General features: G+C 68.8%; 16 protein-coding genes and 2 pseudogenes. 6 read left to right on the top strand and 12 right to left on the bottom strand.

Annotated elements, in window-relative coordinates:
- Nucleotides 1-2: 2 nt before the first annotated feature.
- From ACXC9Q_RS01790 to ACXC9Q_RS01760, 7 genes and pseudogenes are all read right to left on the bottom strand, one after another.
- Nucleotides 3-827 (bottom strand): annotated as a pseudogene (locus ACXC9Q_RS01790) (carbon-nitrogen hydrolase family protein).
- An 8-nt stretch (nt 828-835) separates the two neighbouring features.
- Nucleotides 836-2,287 (bottom strand): MSMEG_0567/sll0787 family protein, encoded by a 1,452-nt coding sequence (locus ACXC9Q_RS01785; RefSeq protein ID WP_457054692.1) that lies wholly within the window; start codon nt 2,285-2,287, stop codon nt 836-838.
- Nucleotides 2,284-3,354: an MSMEG_0568 family radical SAM protein gene (locus ACXC9Q_RS01780; protein ID WP_457054691.1), complete on the bottom strand. Its 1,071-nt coding sequence runs from the start codon at nt 3,352-3,354 to the stop codon at nt 2,284-2,286. The genes ACXC9Q_RS01785 and ACXC9Q_RS01780 overlap by 4 nt, the downstream gene beginning before the upstream one ends.
- A gap of 12 nt (nt 3,355-3,366) precedes the next feature.
- Nucleotides 3,367-3,888: an MSMEG_0572/Sll0783 family nitrogen starvation response protein gene (locus tag ACXC9Q_RS01775; protein ID WP_328526327.1), complete on the bottom strand. Its 522-nt coding sequence runs from the start codon at nt 3,886-3,888 to the stop codon at nt 3,367-3,369.
- A 16-nt stretch (nt 3,889-3,904) separates the two neighbouring features.
- Nucleotides 3,905-4,723, bottom strand: a complete 819-nt coding sequence (locus ACXC9Q_RS01770; protein ID WP_457054690.1) for an amidohydrolase family protein — start codon at nt 4,721-4,723, stop codon at nt 3,905-3,907.
- A gap of 1 nt (nt 4,724) precedes the next feature.
- Complete coding sequence (locus tag ACXC9Q_RS01765) at nt 4,725-5,981, bottom strand: MSMEG_0569 family flavin-dependent oxidoreductase (protein WP_457054689.1); 1,257 nt, start codon at nt 5,979-5,981, stop codon at nt 4,725-4,727.
- Between the two features lie 132 nt (nt 5,982-6,113).
- Nucleotides 6,114-7,745 carry an AMP-binding protein gene (locus ACXC9Q_RS01760; protein WP_457054688.1) on the bottom strand — a complete coding sequence of 544 codons (1,632 nt, stop codon included), beginning with the start codon at nt 7,743-7,745 and terminating at the stop codon, nt 6,114-6,116.
- A gap of 167 nt (nt 7,746-7,912) precedes the next feature.
- On the opposite strand from ACXC9Q_RS01760, the gene ACXC9Q_RS01755 reads away from it, so the two are divergent.
- A complete protein-coding gene (locus ACXC9Q_RS01755; RefSeq protein WP_457054687.1) occupies nt 7,913-9,376 on the top strand; it encodes a restriction endonuclease in 1,464 nt (487 codons plus the stop codon).
- Here ACXC9Q_RS01755 and ACXC9Q_RS01750 read toward each other — a convergent pair whose 3' ends face one another.
- On the bottom strand, nt 9,377-9,718 hold the full coding sequence (locus ACXC9Q_RS01750; protein WP_457054686.1) for a DUF6454 family protein: 342 nt from the start codon (nt 9,716-9,718) through the stop codon (nt 9,377-9,379).
- 83 nt (nt 9,719-9,801) lie between these two features.
- On the opposite strand from ACXC9Q_RS01750, the gene ACXC9Q_RS01745 reads away from it, so the two are divergent.
- The 4 genes from ACXC9Q_RS01745 to ACXC9Q_RS01730 all read left to right on the top strand — a co-directional run bounded on the left by ACXC9Q_RS01745 (nt 9,802) and on the right by ACXC9Q_RS01730 (nt 13,411).
- A complete protein-coding gene (locus ACXC9Q_RS01745) occupies nt 9,802-10,419 on the top strand; it encodes an SIMPL domain-containing protein (RefSeq protein WP_457054685.1) in 618 nt (205 codons plus the stop codon).
- 134 nt (nt 10,420-10,553) lie between these two features.
- A complete protein-coding gene (locus ACXC9Q_RS01740; protein WP_457054684.1) occupies nt 10,554-11,312 on the top strand; it encodes a hypothetical protein in 759 nt (252 codons plus the stop codon).
- 67 nt (nt 11,313-11,379) lie between these two features.
- Nucleotides 11,380-12,615 (top strand): Nramp family divalent metal transporter, encoded by a 1,236-nt coding sequence (locus tag ACXC9Q_RS01735; protein ID WP_329484778.1) that lies wholly within the window; start codon nt 11,380-11,382, stop codon nt 12,613-12,615.
- 19 nt (nt 12,616-12,634) lie between these two features.
- Nucleotides 12,635-13,411, top strand: a complete 777-nt coding sequence (locus tag ACXC9Q_RS01730; RefSeq protein ID WP_457054683.1) for a metallophosphoesterase — start codon at nt 12,635-12,637, stop codon at nt 13,409-13,411.
- 41 nt (nt 13,412-13,452) lie between these two features.
- Here ACXC9Q_RS01730 and dmpI read toward each other — a convergent pair whose 3' ends face one another.
- The 3 genes and pseudogenes from dmpI to ACXC9Q_RS01715 form a co-directional block, all read right to left on the bottom strand.
- Complete coding sequence (gene dmpI, locus ACXC9Q_RS01725; RefSeq protein WP_328526316.1) at nt 13,453-13,635, bottom strand: 4-oxalocrotonate tautomerase DmpI; 183 nt, start codon at nt 13,633-13,635, stop codon at nt 13,453-13,455.
- 86 nt (nt 13,636-13,721) lie between these two features.
- Nucleotides 13,722-14,327 carry a LysR substrate-binding domain-containing protein gene (locus tag ACXC9Q_RS01720; RefSeq protein ID WP_457054682.1) on the bottom strand — a complete coding sequence of 202 codons (606 nt, stop codon included), beginning with the start codon at nt 14,325-14,327 and terminating at the stop codon, nt 13,722-13,724.
- Between the two features lie 92 nt (nt 14,328-14,419).
- Nucleotides 14,420-14,593, bottom strand: a pseudogene (locus ACXC9Q_RS01715) (LysR family transcriptional regulator); the annotation flags it as partial.
- A 90-nt stretch (nt 14,594-14,683) separates the two neighbouring features.
- Between ACXC9Q_RS01715 and ACXC9Q_RS01710 the strand changes: the two are divergent.
- Nucleotides 14,684-15,061, top strand: a complete 378-nt coding sequence (locus ACXC9Q_RS01710; protein ID WP_457054681.1) for a DUF427 domain-containing protein — start codon at nt 14,684-14,686, stop codon at nt 15,059-15,061.
- Here the strand turns inward: ACXC9Q_RS01710 and ACXC9Q_RS01705 are convergent.
- Nucleotides 15,022-15,819 carry an alpha/beta fold hydrolase gene (locus tag ACXC9Q_RS01705; RefSeq protein ID WP_457054680.1) on the bottom strand — a complete coding sequence of 266 codons (798 nt, stop codon included), beginning with the start codon at nt 15,817-15,819 and terminating at the stop codon, nt 15,022-15,024. The two genes, ACXC9Q_RS01710 and ACXC9Q_RS01705, sit on opposite strands and share 40 nt — an antisense overlap.
- Between the last annotated feature and the right edge of the window lie 220 nt (nt 15,820-16,039).

Raw genomic sequence — 16,039 nt, 5'->3', positions numbered from 1 at the left:
GCTCAGACCGTCGCCAGCTCGGAGGTTCCGTAGGTCTCCGGCCGCCGGTCCCGCAGGTGTCCCATCGACCGCCGGGCCAGCTCGAGCGCCTGTTCGATGTCCAGCTCGGCGATCGCCATCCCCTCGATCACCCCGGTCTCCGCAAGGATCTCGCCACCCGGGTCGACCACCTTGGCGCTGGCCACGAACCGCAGTGAGCCGAAGGTGCCGGACTGGTTGGCCGACAGCCAGACCACCTGGTTCTCCAGTGCCCGGGCCCGGTCGAACAGGTCGAACCGCCGCTTCCATCGATCCTTGGCCAGATCCGGATTCGGGTTCGTCCGCGCGCCCGGCCAAGCGGACAGGCAGACGATGATCTCGGCGCCGTCCAGGGCCAGCGTCCGGGCTGCCTCCGGGAAGGCCTTGTCGTAGCAGATCATCAGGCCGAGCCGCCCGACCGGCGTATCGAAAGCCTCGAACCGGTCGCCGGCCGCGAAGTGCTCGTCCTCGTGCAACGGCTGATGGACCTTGCGGTGATGCCCGAGTACGCCGTCACCCGTCACTCAGACCGCGCTGTTGTAGATCAGTCCCCCGTCGGCCTCGGCGTACCCGGCGGTGACGACCAGGTCCCCGGCGAGCTTCGCGAGGCGTGCGATCTCGGGTCCGTCGACGGTGAACGCCGGCGGCGGTTCCGCCGTACCGTCGAGGCTCAGGAGGTAGCCGCCGAGGGCTCCTTCCGGGAGGGCGAGCAGTTGGACGCCGGCCGCTCGGGCCTGCTCGATCAGGGTCGCGACGCGGGCGAAGTCACCGTCCAGATCGCGGTCGAAGTTCGCGGCGACGGCCGCCATTCTGAGAGTCATGCTGCTCCCATCCCGGTCACGCCGGCGGGCAGCGCTTCGGTGACGTCGCCGTCCGGCCAGCGCAGTCCGACGCCCTGCCCGGTGGTCAGTTCGCCGCAGACGGCACTCGCGGCCGGCCGGGCTTCCAGCTCCTGCGGACCCGTGGTGAGCATCGCGAAGCCGGGGAAGCAGGTCAGCCAGTCCCCCATCGTCGCCGGGTCCGGCTTCGGTACGTCGGCAACGTCCAGCACGGCCGCGCATCCGGAGGCCTCCGCGAGCATTCCGAGTGTGCCGACGACTCCGGCCATCGACACGTCTTTCGCCGCCGACGGTTGAGCCTTACCCACTGCGGCCTGCATCGTGCGCAGCTCTTCCGGCCGCCGGTGGCTGGTCGAGTCCCACTGACGTCCCGCATAGCCCGGGCGCCAGCCGCCGGCCAGGTCCGCGGTCAGTCTGATCTGCTGCCTCGGCCGCCCGCCTCCGCCGGCCACCGGATGCGCGGTCCGCCCGAGCGCGGTCACGCTCAAAGCCGCCGGCACTCCGAGCTGCGTGTGTCCACCCAGAATCGGCACACCGTAGGCTCGCGCCGCCCGTTTCAGCCCGCCCAGCACTCGACTCGCGAACGACGCGTCCCGAACGCCCAGCGCGTCCAGCAGGCCGACCGGTTCGGCGCCCATCGCGGACAGATCGTTGACGTTCACCAGCACCGAACACCAGCCGGCCCACTCCGGATCCCGCTCGACCATCGCCGGCAGGATCGCGTCACACGCGGCCACCAAGTCACTCCCCGGCACCGGTGCGCCGTCATCACCGACGAACCCCGCCGGCCCGATCCCTTGCAGCAAAGGCCCCAGCTCACTCTTGGTGGCCTCGACCAACCGCGCGACCCGCCCGATCGGCCACCGCATCAACACGTGCGGAGTGCTCGCCACGGTCACCGACCGGACCGTCTCCCACCCGAGCCGCTGGAAGAACCGCTGCGTGCCGAGCTGCACGGTCGCGTCGAACCGCAAAGCACCAGCCGCCTCAGCCCGAGCACAAGCAGCCCGCACCAGCCCCGCCCCCACTCCGACCGGCCGCCACCTCCCACCACCGCTAACGTCCGAAGATGTGTGGGCTGTAGCCCTCGGATCTTCGGACGCAAGGGCCGTGACGAGGCGGCCGCCTTGCCACCAGCCGATGTCGGGTCCGTCCGTGGCCGGACCGAGGCGCACTCCGCCGATCACCGACCCGTCAGCCGTGCGAGCGACCAGCACAACCGTGCGCGGATCCGCATCCCGCTCGTCGAGGTCCGTCCCGTCGAACAGGCCTTGGTGCTCGACGAAAGCCGCATGCCTCAGCCGATGATAGTCCCGCCGAGCCGCGGCATCCGCCTCCTCGATCAGGAACGTAGGTGGTGGATCGCCGAGCAGCGCGCGGACGTCGGCGGCTCGCATCACGCCGGCGGTCTGCACCACCGTCGTACTCATGCGCCGGCCGCCGACAGCAGGCTGCAAGCACCACACGCGGCGCAGCCGGCACCCTGGTCCGCACCACGCATCTCCGCCTCCGCGAGCAGAGCGGCGACGCGCGCCGTCACGTCACGAACGACCGCGGGATCCGGCGCCGTCACCCCATCGGCCCGCGCGAGCGTGCCGAGCATCGGCCGCAGCGGCACGGCGAACGGGTACACCCCACGCTCGATCAACCGCCCCGCCCCGGCGACCAACTCGTCCGGATCCTCCCCGAGCCCGATCAGCAGGTACGTCGACACTCGGTTGCGACCGAAGACCCGGACGGCCTCGTCCCACGCCGCTTCGTACTCGGCCAGGCTCACCGTCGACTTCCCCGGCATCCACTTCCGTCGTACGGCGTCGTCGAGCGACTCGACGTGGATTCCGATCGACGTCGCACCCGCCTCGCGGAGATCCGCCAGCACGGCCAGGTCACCGGGTGGCTCGATCTGGACCTGGATCGGCAGACCGGGGACGGCGGCGAGCACCGCCTGCATCGACCGGACCAGGTTGCGGGCGCCCCGATCGCGGCCGGTCGTCGTACCCGTCGTCATCACCATCTGGGTGACGCCGTCCAGCCGGACCGCCGCCTCGGCGACCTCGGCCAGCTGAGCCGGTGTCTTGGCAGCGATGGTCGCGCCGGCGCGCAGCGACTCCTCGATCGAACAGAACCGGCAGCGCGTCGATTCGTCGTACCGGATGCAGGTCTGGACCACGGTCGTCGCGAGGACGTCCTTGCCGTGCAGCAGGGCGATCTGGCGGTACGGAATGCCGTCGGCCGTGGTCAGGTCGTAGAACCGCGGCCGGCGGACCGGCTCGACGGACAGACCCAGGTTCAGGCCGTTGCGGAAGACCGTGCCGTCCTTCACCTGATAGGGGCTGTCAGCAACGATTGGGAGGGTCGCGTTGGCACCGTCGACGACCAGGTGCCCGTCGTCGCTCGGGCCGGCGCCCTTGCTGCGGTGGACGGGGGCGTCCACCTGTACGCCGTACACGGCCAGCTCGGCCCTGACCGTCAAAGACTCGTCGGTGCCAACGCTCATCGGTCGGACCCCTCAGAACATGTAGGTCGAGTTGATGATGGCGCCCTTGCGGGCGTAGTGGATCAGCGCGTCCTGGACGTCCAGCGGGTGCGTCGGGATGACGCCCTCGATCAGGTCCTCCTCGCGGGCGCCGTGCAGCGACAGGCCGAACCGGCAGCAGTAGACCTTGCCGCCCTCGGCGATGAACGTCTTCAGCGACTCGTTGATGTTGTGCTCGCCGGGGAAGGCCGAGTTGCCGGTGGTCGGGAAGCCGCGGGTAGCCAGGCAGTTCAGCGAACCCGGCCCGTAGAAGTAGATCGCGGACTCGAACCCCTTCCGCTGCGCCCGGGTCGCCTGCAGGATCGCGACGAAGCTCACCGAGGACTCGTGCGCGATGCCGTGCACCAGGGTGAAGTAGGTCTCGCCGTCCTCGGCCTGGTAGTCCGGGAACACCTTGGTGCCGCCGTAGATGCTGGAGCCCTGCGGCAGCGACGGGTGCGGGATCTCCTCCAGGCTCTTGGTCTCGAGGTCGGTCAGTTCGACGGTCTCGGGCATGTCGTCACTCCTTGGGTCAGTCGTACAGATGGGAGAAGGTGCGGTGGAAAACGTGGTCGCCGAGTTCGCCGTCGCCCATCGCGGCGCGCAGCCGGGCGAGTTCGCCGGCGTGGTCGCCCCACGGCTGGTCGCTGGCGAACAGCACCCGGTCGTGGCCGGTGCCGCGGCGTTCGATCTCGGCGGCCAGCCAGCCCGGGGCGAATCCGATCGCCCAGGACAGGTCGGTGTAGACGTGCTTGCCGGCCTCGATCCAGTCGAAGAATCGGGAGCCGATCAGCTTGATGTGCCCGCTCATCCCGCCGCCGAAGTGGACCAGGTGCAGCCGGACGGCGTCGGCGTACGTCGCGACCAGGTGGCCGATGTGGTCGATGTCGGACGCGGCGCCGGGCGAGGTGTGGACGTGGACGACGAGCCCGTTGTCCCTTGCCACCTTGAAGATCTCGTCGAGTTGCGGTCGTACGGCGTCGTCGGTCGGGTGGCCGCCGAGCAGGAAGCTCAGCTTGAGCGCCCGGACGCCGGGCTCGGTCGCGAGCGTGAGCGCCTTCGCGGTGAGCTCGGCGTCCTGCGGCCGCGGGGACACCCAGAGGCCGGCCCGGATCCGGTCGTCCCGGGCCGCGGCCTCGACGACCAACTCGTTGAAGGCGAACGAGACGGTCACATCCGGGACGCCGTAGTTCGGGATCACCAGCGCGCGTTCGGTGCCCTCGGCATCGAGGTCGGTGAGCAGTTCACCGATGGTCGCGCGGGCGGTGCGGTCGGGGTTGACCGGAGGCCCGCCGTAGAAGGGATAGGCGGGGAGTACGCCGAGGTGGCGGTGGGCATCGGACACGCGCATCTCACGCCACCGTCCGGTGCAGGCCGGCGATCCAGTGCACGCCGGCCCGCTGCTCGGTGATGCGCTCGACGACGTACTGCGCGTCGTCGGCGACGCCGCCGAACCGTCCGGATCCCCAGGTGTGCTGCCAGGGCAGGCCGATGAAGTACAGGCCGGGCACGCTCGTCACACCACGCCGATGGGTCGGATAGCCCTGGCCGTCGAACACCGGCACCCGGATCCACGCGTCGTCCCGCCGGAAGCCGGTGCTCCAGACGATCGCCGCGATCCCCTTGACCGCAAGCGATTCCGGTGACGCGGCGGGCCTCCAGACGGGCTGGTGCCGAGGCTCTACGGGTACGTCGATCCCCTCGGCCGCGATGTAGGCGTCGATCGAGTCCTTGATGCTTTCGGAGACCGAGTCGGCGTGATCCAGGTTCTGCGGGAGGTCGCTGGCGAAGAGCAGTACGTCCTGGTCCGCGTCGATCAGGCGGCCGTACAGCCGCATCCCCTCCAGGGCGAACTTCCGCAGGTCGATGTCGCGGCCGCCGTCGCGACCGGTGACGTAGTGGTTCACCCGGAAGCGCACTGCGTCGACGTCGTCGAACTCGTCGATTCCCTTGCTGTAGTAGCCCATCCGGTCCAGCCACGCGACCACGTCAAGCCCGCGGTAGAACCGCGCCACCCGCGGGGCACTGCCGGTGGCAAGGTGCACAGTGCGACCTGCCAGGTGCAGGTCCTCGGCGATCTGGCAGCCGGACTGACCGGTGCCGACGACGAGGATCTCGCCGGGTGGCAACTGGCCGGGATTCTTGTACTCCGAGGAGTGCAGCTGAGGTACGGCGAGCCGCTCAGCGATCCGTGGAATGCGCGGGAGCTGGTACGGACCGGTCGCAACCACCACCTGGTCGGCGGTCAGCGTGCCCGCGGTCGTGGCGATCCGGAACCCGTGGTCGAGTCGCGTCGCGCGGACACCTTCCACGATCGGGACGTCGTACGACGCTTTGTAGGCTTCCAGGTAGTCGACGATCTCGTCGCGGACCATGAAGCCGTCCGGGTCCGGGCCGTCGTACGGGAATCCCGGCAGCCTGCACTGCCAGTTCGGCGTCACCAGGCAGAACGAGTCCCACCGCCGGTTGCGCCACTCACTGCCGACCCGATCCGCCTCCAGAACAAGGTGATCCAGGCCCTGCGCGGCCAGGTGCCAACTCGTCGCGAGCCCGGCCTGGCCGCCACCGACCACGACGACGGGGACGTGCGCACCGTCGGTGAGTTGCATGCCGGCTCCTGGGGATTCGGTCCGTTCTGGATGACATCCAGTGAAGGACCGCCCGATTGCCGCGCAATTGCCCCCGGAACAAACTCAGGTTTCCAAACCGGCTCCGCGGGTTTCGCGTGTGTAACCAGGGAGTCAGCCGAGCTCGAGGATTTCGACGGACTTCTCGCGCATCTCGATCTTGCGGATCTTGCCGGTGACGGTCATCGGGAAGTCATCGACCAGGAGGACGTACTTGGGGATCTTGAAGTGGGCCAGTTTGCCGGCTGCGAAGGCTTTGACGGCTTCCGCGTCGAGGGGGTCGGCGCCCGGCTTGAGCTTGATCCAGGCGCAGAGTTCCTCGCCGTACTTTTCGTCGGGGACGCCGATCACCTGGACGTCGGCGATCGAGGGATGCGTGTAGAGGAACTCCTCGATCTCGCGGGGGTACACGTTCTCGCCGCCGCGGATGACCATGTCCTTGATCCGGCCGACGATGTTCACGTACCCGTCCGCGCGCATCGTGGCCAGATCGCCGGTGTGCATCCAGCGGGCGCGGTCGATCGCCTCCGCGGTCTTCTCCGGCTCGTCCCAGTAGCCGAGCATCACGGAGTACCCACGGGTGCACAGCTCACCCGGCTCACCTGTCGGTACGACGAGACCCGTTGCCGGATCGACCAGTTTGACCTCGACGTGCGGCAGCACCCGGCCGACCGTCGACGTACGCCGGTCCAGATCGTCGTCACGCCGCGTCTGCGTCGACACCGGCGACGTCTCGGTCATGCCGTAGCAGATCGCCACCTCGGCCATGTGCATGTCCGCGACGCAACGCTTCATCACCTCGATCGGGCACGGCGATCCCGCCATCACGCCGGTCCGCAAACTCGTCAGGTCATAGTCCGCGAAATCCGGCAGTCCGAGTTCGGCGATGAACATCGTCGGCACGCCGTACAACGCCGTACACCGCTCGTCCTGGACGGCCTTGAGCGTCGCGGCCGGGTCGAACGCCTCGCTGGGGATCACCATGCAGGCGCCGTGGGTGGTGCAGCCGAGGTTCCCCATCACCATGCCGAAGCAGTGGTAGAAGGGCACCGGAATGCAGAGCCGGTCGTCGGCGGTGAACGCGATCGTCTCGGTGACGAAGAAGCCGTTGTTCAGGATGTTGTGGTGGCTGAGCGTCGCGCCCTTCGGGAAGCCCGTGGTGCCGCTGGTGTACTGGATGTTGATCGGGTCGTCGAAGGACAGCTCCGCCTCGCGCTCGTGCAGTTCGTCCAGGCTGATGCGGCCGGCGGCGTCTCTCAGCTCATCCCAGTCGCCGGTGCCGAGATAGACCGTCTCCTCGAGCGCCTGGCAGTTCGGCCGCACCTCGTCGACCATCGCGCGGTAGTCGCTGCTCTTGAACTCGGTCGCCGAGATCAGCAGCCGGACACCGGACTGGTTCAGTGCGTAGGCCAGTTCGTGCGTCCGGTATGCCGGGTTGATGTTCACCAGGATCGCGCCGATCAGCGCAGTCGCGTACTGCGTGATCGTCCACTCGGCGCGGTTCGGGGCCCAGATGCCGACTCGGTCACCCTTCGCGATCCCTCGCGCCAGCAGGCCTCGCGCGACCAGCTCCACCTCGGCGCCGAACTCGTCGTACGACCAGCGCCTTCCGGTCTGGACCTCCACCAGCGCGTCGCGGTCGCCGTCCTCCCGGATCGTCCGTCTCAGGTTGGCCCCGATCGTCTCGCCCAGCAACGGAACCTCGGACACCCCGGACGCGTACGACGGCAGGCTCATGGTTGTCATCGTCACCTTCGTCAGATGCATCGGCAAGTGCACGTGCGGCGGGGAACGCGGGCGGCGTCCGGCAGGAAACACGGGGTAGACGGCAAGCAATGTCCTTACCAACTCTCCGTCACGACGGTCGCGCAGAGTGGTTGGACCGTTACATTGGTGGAGAGAGGTGTGAGGCGATGGGCCGATCCGTTGAAGGACATGCCCGCAGCGACCGTCCGCCCGGGCGAACCGCCGAGGCGGCACAACGTACCGCTGCGGTGGAGGAGCGCGTCCGGGTCCTGGGCGACGTCCTGGCCGGCGCCCTCGCGATCGATGTCCACGGCACCGATCTGCGGACCCTCAAACGCACACCCCGGCGGGCCCCGCCGACGGTGTCGCCGACCGATCTCGAGGCGCATCCCGGACCGGTCTGGGATGCGTTCGTGCCCCATCCGCCGGGACGGTTCCGCTGGTGGGGAGCCGAGCGGAGGTTCGCGCGCCGACTCGCCGACGCGGAGGACCGGTTCGCGGAGGCGATCGAGCGGCACCGGGCCGCCGAGGACACCCGTCGCGAGCGGGTCGCCCGCGCACTGCGGGACCAGGTCGAGCAACAACGCCGGCTCGACGAGGCGACCGCCGAGCAGCACGCGCGGATCGACGCGTACGAACGCGCAGTGCAGAACCGCGATCGCGCCGCGGTCACGCGGTACTTCCAGAAGGCGCTGGACCGGGTGACGGAGCCGCTCGACTTCCCACGCCGCCGACGGGTCGGGTATGTGCCCGAGTCGACGTTGCTGGCGCTCGAGTGGGATCTTCCGGACGTCAGCGTCGTACCGGCTGAGGCGTCGTACCGCTATGACCGGTCAGTTGATGCGGTGCTCGCGGTGCCGCGGGAGGCACCCGAGTTGCGGCGGTTATATCAGCAACTGGTGGCCCAGTTGGCCTTGCGGGCTTTGCATCTGGTCTTCGGCAGTGATCGGTACGGCGTGGTCGACACGGTGGTGTTCAACGGGATGGTCGAGTCCGTGGACCTGACCACCGGGCAGACGGTGCGACCGTGCCTGATCACGCTGCGGGCGACGCGGGAGCAGTTCCAGGCGCTGGTGCTGGATCAACTGGATCCGGTTGCGTGCGTGCGGCACTACTTCGCGGCGGAGGTGTCGCGGCACCCGGAGGAACTGCAGCCGGTGGAGCCGGTGCTGGAGTTCGACCTGGCGGATCCGCGCACGATCGAGGCGGTCGACGTGATCAGCGAGATCGACAGCCGGCCGAACCTGCTGGAGCTGAGTCCCGACTCCTTCGAGCACCTCGTCCAGAACCTGCTGACCCGGATGGGCCTGGAAACGCGGCTGTTCCGGAGCGGCAACGACGGCGGGATCGACTGTGTCGCTTACGATCCACGGCCGATCACCGGTGGCAAGTTCGTCGTCCAGGCCAAGCTCTGGACCCGCACCGTCCCCCCATCCGCCGTCCGCGACCTCTTCGGCACCGTCCTCGACGCCGGCGCCACCAAAGGCATCCTCATCACCACCAGCGGCTTCGGCCCCACCAGCTACCAATTCGCCACCGGCAAACCCCTCCAACTCATCGACGGCACAGCCCTCTTGTCCTTGTGCCACACCCACAACATCCCCGCCCGAATCATCCACCGCGCCAGCTGACTATGTTCTGAAAAGTGGGCATATGGCCGAAATAGTGGGCAAAGTGAGCTCCCGGGGTCTGCGTCGGTCCAGACCGGCCGGACGCCGCGGGTTGGGACACCTTGTGGCGACCTGGGACAGGTAGTGACATGTCCCAGGCCGCGGTTTCTTGTCCGAAGTCCCGCCTGCGGCCGGGACCCACACGTTCTGGCCGTCGTAGTCGATCCCACCCGGGTGGTACGCCGTACCCTCGCCGAGCCGGATGTCCTTCTTGAGATTCCCCTGGCGGTCGATCACGAACAGATGCCCGATCCCCTTGCCCGGCGTACGGTCGTAGCCGTCCACCGGCACCGGGTACTTCACCGGTGCCTCCAGCACTGAATGACCGCTGGGCCGACACCAGATGATCAGACTCCGATGGTCGGGGAAGTGTCAGACTGGCCGCTATGGAGACTGGGGTGCGGGTTGTCGGGTCAGGACAGGTCAATGCGGCGCCGGACGTACTGCGGGTGTCGTTCAGCGTCGAGCATGTCGCACCGGACGTCGCGGCCGCGGTCGCGCGGGTCGGCGAACGCACGGACGCCGTCATCGCCGCGCTGCGCGAGCAGGGCGTCGACCCATCGGCGATCGGGACCACGACGGTGAACATCTACCAGGAGTACCGCGAGCCGGACACCTCGCCGGGTTACCGCGGGTCGCACATGCTGACCGTGACGACGAAGGACCTGACGAGCTTCGGCCGGCTGCTCAATGCGGCCGTGGATGCCGGAGGCAACAGCCTGGGACTGCAGGCGCTCGAGTTCGACATCGAGGACAAGACCGAGTTGCTGACCCGCGCCCGCGAGCTCGCCTTCCGTCAGGCGCGGACGAAAGCCCAGGAACTCGCCGGCCTGGCCGGCTACTCGCTCGGATCGGTCAGCTTGATCTCCGAGACACACGGCTTCACCCCCATCCGGGAAACCGCGATGCTCGGGGCCGGCAAGGCCTTCGACTCGGCCGTCAACGTCATCCCCGGCGGCCAGGACGTCCAGGTCACGCTCGAAGTCCACTTCTCCTGGGCCTGAGTTCCGGTCTACCGGACGTTGCGCGAAAGTTACTCGCCGCCGGCGCGACCGGCCGGTACCCTCCTCCCTAGGTGCGCCGGGAAGTCTGGTCGGCAGATCGTTGCATTGCGCCTGATTCCTGGGGAGGACCTGTTATGCGAACCTTCGTTTCTGCTGCCGTCACCGCCGGTCTCGCGTTGAGTCTGGTCGCCTGCGGCGGCTCCAAGGGCGACACGACCGCGGCTCCGGGCACCACCCAGTCGTCGACACCGACGCCGACTCCGGTCCCGACCACGAGCGCAACGCCGAGTGTCGCGCCCACGACACCGGCCGCTCCGGCGCCGCGGACGAAAGCCTCGCTGACCAAGGCCCTGCTGGCCCTGGAGGATCTGCAGCCCGGGTTCGCGATCGATCCCGACGCCGAAGGCGACGACGGCACGAAACTGACCTCGACGAACGCGAAGTGCGCCAAGCTGGTCAAGCTGTTCAACGCCGCCACCTCGCCCGGAGCGAAGGTCGTCGTGACACGAGGGTTCTCCGGTGGTCAGGATGGTCCGTTCGTGCAGGAGACACTCGAAGCGATGCCGTCGGCCAAGGCGACCACCGCCCACCTCGCCACGATCAAGGCGGCGGTGAAGTCCTGCACCAAGGCCAAGCTGACGATCTCCGAGGCCGGGACCTCGACGGTCGCGATCACCGAGGTCGCCGCACCCAAGGCCGGCACCGCTCCGGTCGCGGTCCGGTTCGCCGCGGACAGCGGGCCACTCGAGGGTCTCGAGGTCACCTTCGCGTTCGCCGGCCTCGACGATGTCCTGCTGAGCATGAACTTCGACTTCGCGGACATCGAACTCCCCGCACTCGCGGCGTCGAAGAAGGCGAACACGGTGCTCGGCACCACCACCGGCGGTGCCTGAGCTGTTACGCCTGTCTCAATAGCGGCACAGGGGTTGCGTTGTCGGTGGTGTCATGGAGACTGCTTCCATGTACGCACCGGCGCCTCTTCGGCGGCAACTCAACCGGTCCGGGCTCTTGCTGCTCGGGCCGGCGTTCGTCGCGGCCGTAGCGTATGTGGACCCGGGGAACTTCGCGACCAACATCGCCGCGGGGGCGACGTACGGGTATCTGCTCTGCTGGGTGGTCGTCGGGGCGAACCTGATGGCCGTCCTGGTGCAGTATCTGGCCGCCAAGGCGAGTATCGCGACCGGGCGAACGCTTCCCCAGCTGTGCCGTGACCACTTCAAGCGATCCACGTCGACCGGGTTGTGGGCGCAGGCCGAGCTAGTGGCGGTCGCGACCGACCTTGCCGAGGTGGTCGGTGGAGCGATCGCGCTGAACCTGTTGTTCGGGATCCCGCTGCTGCTCGGCGGCGTGATCACCGGTGCTGTGTCGTTCGCGTTGCTGATCTATCAGTCGAAGCGCGGGCAGCGGCCGTTCGAGGCCGCGATCATCGGGTTACTCGCGGTCGTCCTGGTCGGCTTCGTGGTGTCGACGGTGAAGTCGGATCCGTCCGCGAGCGGTGTGGTCGGCGGCCTGGTGCCGCGACTCGACGGCACCGAGTCGCTGGTGCTGGCGGCCGGCATGCTCGGCGCAACCGTGATGCCGCACGCGATCTGGTTGCACGGCGCCCTCGTCACCGACCGGCACTGGAAGAGCATCCGCTCGGACAGCGGCAAATCCCGCGTACTCCGCGCCACCCGCATCGATGTGGCCGTCGCGATGGCCCTGGCCGGCGCGGTCAACCTGGCGATGGTCGTGGTCGCCGCGGCGTCACTGAGCGGCACCGGCGCAGACTCGCTCGACGCCGCCCACGCCGCGATCGGCGACCGGCTCGGTCAGCTTCCGGCGCTGTTGTTCGCGCTCGCTCTGCTGGCCAGCGGATTCGCGTCCTCCTCGGTCGGGACGTACGCCGGTTCCGTCATCCTGGAGGGATTCTGGCACCGGCACATCCCGCTGGCCGTTCGCCGCCTGGTGACCTTGGTGCCGGCCCTGGTGGTTCTTGCGATCGGCATCGACCCGAGCCGGGCGCTGGTGGTCTCCCAGGTGGTGCTGAGCTTCGGCATCCCCTGCGTACTGTGGCCGCTGGTTCGATTGACCGCGTCCCGGCGCGTCATGGGCAGCCTTGTCAACCGCCGGGCGACTACTCTCGCCGCATGCCTGGTAGCCACCGCCGTCACGGCGCTCAACGTCGTACTGATCGTTTTGACCGTGCGGGGATGACATGACCCGGGTGTACGCCGTGAGCGACGTCCACGGCCACCCGGAGAAACTCAAGGCCTCACTCCACGAGGCCGGGCTGGCCGATGCCGAGGGCAACTGGTCGGGCCAGGACGCCCGGCTGTGGTTCCTCGGCGACTTCTTCGACCGCGGCCCGGACGGGATCGGCGTACTGCGTTATGTCCGCGAGCTGATCGACCAAGCACCGGACGACGCGATCCGGATGCTGCTCGGCAACCACGAGATCCTCGCGCTCGGGATGTGGAAATTCGGCGGCACCTTCGTCCCGCACGACGGCCTCAGCGCGCGCAGCTTCGAGCGATCCTGGGCGCTGAACGGCGGCCAGGACCGCGACCAGGAGCTGCTCACCGACGACGAGGTCGCCTGGCTGCTCGACCGTCCGATGCTCGGGCTGGATGCGGGGCACCTGCTGATGCACTCCGACACCGCGGAGTACGTCGAGTGGGGCGACACCATCGATCGGATCAACGCGGCGGCCCAGGCCGAGCTGCACTCCGACGACATCGAGGTGTGGTGGGAGATCTGGCGCCGGATGACGGGCCGGTACGCGTTCCGCGGCGCGAGCGGTCCGGAGGTGGCGCGCATCATGCTGCACCACCTCGGCGGCGCCCGGATCGTGCACGGCCACAGCATCGTCGCCGACCAGCTCGGCATCGACCCGGAGTTCCTGACCGGCCCGCACCTGTACGCCGACGGCCTGGCGCTGGGGATCGACGGCGGCGCCTTCGACGGCGGGCCCTGCCTGGTCGTCGAGCTCGAAGACCCCGCCGCGGACTGACGCGACTGCCGCCGTCGCGGCGGGGGTGCCGCTTCGACTGACTACTTGTCGGCGGTGAGGGTGCCGCCGACGGCCCAGCTCTCCGGCGGGGTCTCCTGGATCCAGACCTGCACGCTCTGAGCCGGTACGCCGAGGCTGTCGACGAACGCGTCGGTGATCCGCTGGACCAGCTCGCGCTTGAGCTCCGGGGTCCGCGGGCCTTGCAGAACTGTGACGACGGGCATCGGATGTTCCTTTCTCCGTGGGGCTGTCGAGCCCATTCCAGTCGCCGCCACGCCCGCGAACGAGACGCAGCTTCGATGCGCAGCCATCACCCGAATCGATCGGACGCCTTCCGGCACGCCTCCAGCAGTACGGCGAGTTCGCCGCCGACCGTGGTCCCGGCCGGGACGGCGAGGCTCGTGGTCAGGGCGAGACGTGGCTGCGGCCGGCGGAAGACCACGCGTCCCTCGCGAAGGAGCTGCGCGTGCGACTCGTAGATCACCGTCCAGCTGGGCGTCCCCGCGCCGATGGCGGCGTGCGTGTCCTGCAGGCTGTTCGACTGCGGTCCGAGCACAGGCTCGAACCCTTCGGCCGCACAGGCGGTCATCACCAGGTCGACGAGCGGCGGGTTGTTCCGGCGCGAGGTGATCCGCAGCGGCAACGCACTCAGCTCCTTCAACGCGATGTCGCCAACCGGCGCGACGGAGGCCGGCAGGGCGATCAGCAGGGCGTCCTCCCAGACCGGGACGAACTCCAGACCGGCTGTCTCGTTCGGTCCCCGCACGAACGCGGCGTCGAGTTGGCCGCCCCTGACCCGGTCCAGCCGGGCGCGGGTCGACGTACTGACCAGCTCGACCTGCACTCCCTTCGCGGCGAGCTCGGCGACCACCGTCTCCAGCCGCTCGCCCAGTCCGGTGCTGGTGCCGAGGCGCACCGCGTGACCTGACCGGCCGGTGGCGGCCGCACGCGCCTGGTCGACGAGACGAGTACCGCGCGAGCGGCCGGCAGGAAACGCTGGCCGGCCTCGGTCAGCCGGATCGCGCGGGCTGAGCGGTCGAACAGTTGCACCCCCAGCTCACGCTCCAGGCGCGCGACCTGCTGACTCACGCCCGGCTGTCCCATCCCGAGCTGCTCCGCGGCCCGCCCGAAGTTGAGTACCTCGGCGACCGTCACGAAGTACTGGATCTGCCGCAGTTCCATCCCACGATAATCGCGGATGCGCGGGAATGCCGCCGGACCGCCGCCGGTTGGTGAAAGGTTGAACGACACCTCGACAGAGAGCTGACGGCAATGGCGGACAAGACCGTGAAGATTCCTGGCCCGGACCACCCGATCACGGTCGGGAAGAATCCGGACCGCGTAGTGGTGAAGGTCGGCGACCAGGTGATCGCGGACACCCGGGACGCACTGTCGCTGCAGGAGGCGAGCTACCCCGCCGTGCAGTACATCCCGCGCAAGGACGTCGATCTCACGCTGCTCGAGCGCACCGACCACGAGAGCTACTGCCCGTACAAGGGCGACGCGTCGTACTACAGCGTCCTCCCCGCCGGGGCGGACGGGGTGAACGCGGTGTGGAGCTACGAGCAGCCGTACGACGCGGTCGCGGACATCCGCGAGCACGTCGCGTTCTACCCCAACAAGGTCTCGATCGAGATCATCGCCGACTGAAAAAAGTCGGTCAGCACCGGGGCGAGGAGCTCGGGTGGTACGACGTGATCCTGGTCGGCGAGTTCGGCGTATCGGGCCGTGGGCAGCATCGTCACGATCCGGTGCGCCGCGTCGACCATGAACGGCGGTGACGCGGTCCCGGCGACGACCAGCGTCGGCTGCGTGATCTTGGCGAGCAGTTCAGCCGGGGTCCGCCCGCCGGGTGCGCCGTGATCCATGACGGCGAAGTCGTAGGCCAGCGTCGGGGCGAGGTCGGCCACACCGGGAGCCGCCGCGGTCTCGATCGCCGTCTGCTTCGGCATGCCCGCCATCATCAGGAACAACTCGACCGCCTCTTGCCGGCGATCCTCGCGCAGCAACTCCAGCACCTGCGCGCCGTCCTCCTCCGAGTCGACATCGTCCGGTCCGTACGGCGGCTCGTGCAGCACCACCTTCGTGAACGGCAGACCGGTGCTCGCCGCGATCGCCGCCAGCCCGGCGCCGGACGAGTGTCCGTAGATCGCCGCGCTACCGACGGCCGTGAGCAGCGCCGCGATGTCGTCCACCTCGCGTTCCACGGCGTACGCCGTACTGTCGCCGGAGTCACCGCGCCCGCGCCTGTCGTAGGTCACTACGTCGAAGTCGCGGGACAGTTCGGTCGCCAGGGGCTTGAGTGCGTTGCGGTCACAGAGCGCGCCGCCGACCAGGATCACCTGAGGTCCGCTGCCGAGCCGCTCGTAGGCGATCGTCGTACCGTCCGTCGACGTCACTTTCTCCATTGCGTCCTCCAGGTCTTGGTTGAACACTCTGGACGTCGGAGCCGGTTCACGAACTTCGACATGGTCCTGCTGTGTTCTCCCCTCGTGAGCCAACCGAGAGCAGACACTCCAGGGGATATCAGGCGCTTCGGTCGGTTCCGTGGGTGTTGCCCGCGCCGTCGACCGAATCGCCAGGCCATCACAACGAGGCCAGGACGAAGATCTCCCATCGACGATCGAG

The sequence above is a fragment of the Kribbella sp. CWNU-51 genome (assembly GCF_054073265.1).
Note: the sequence above shows the minus strand (reverse complement) of the source record. Positions and strands in the feature narration are given on the sequence as shown.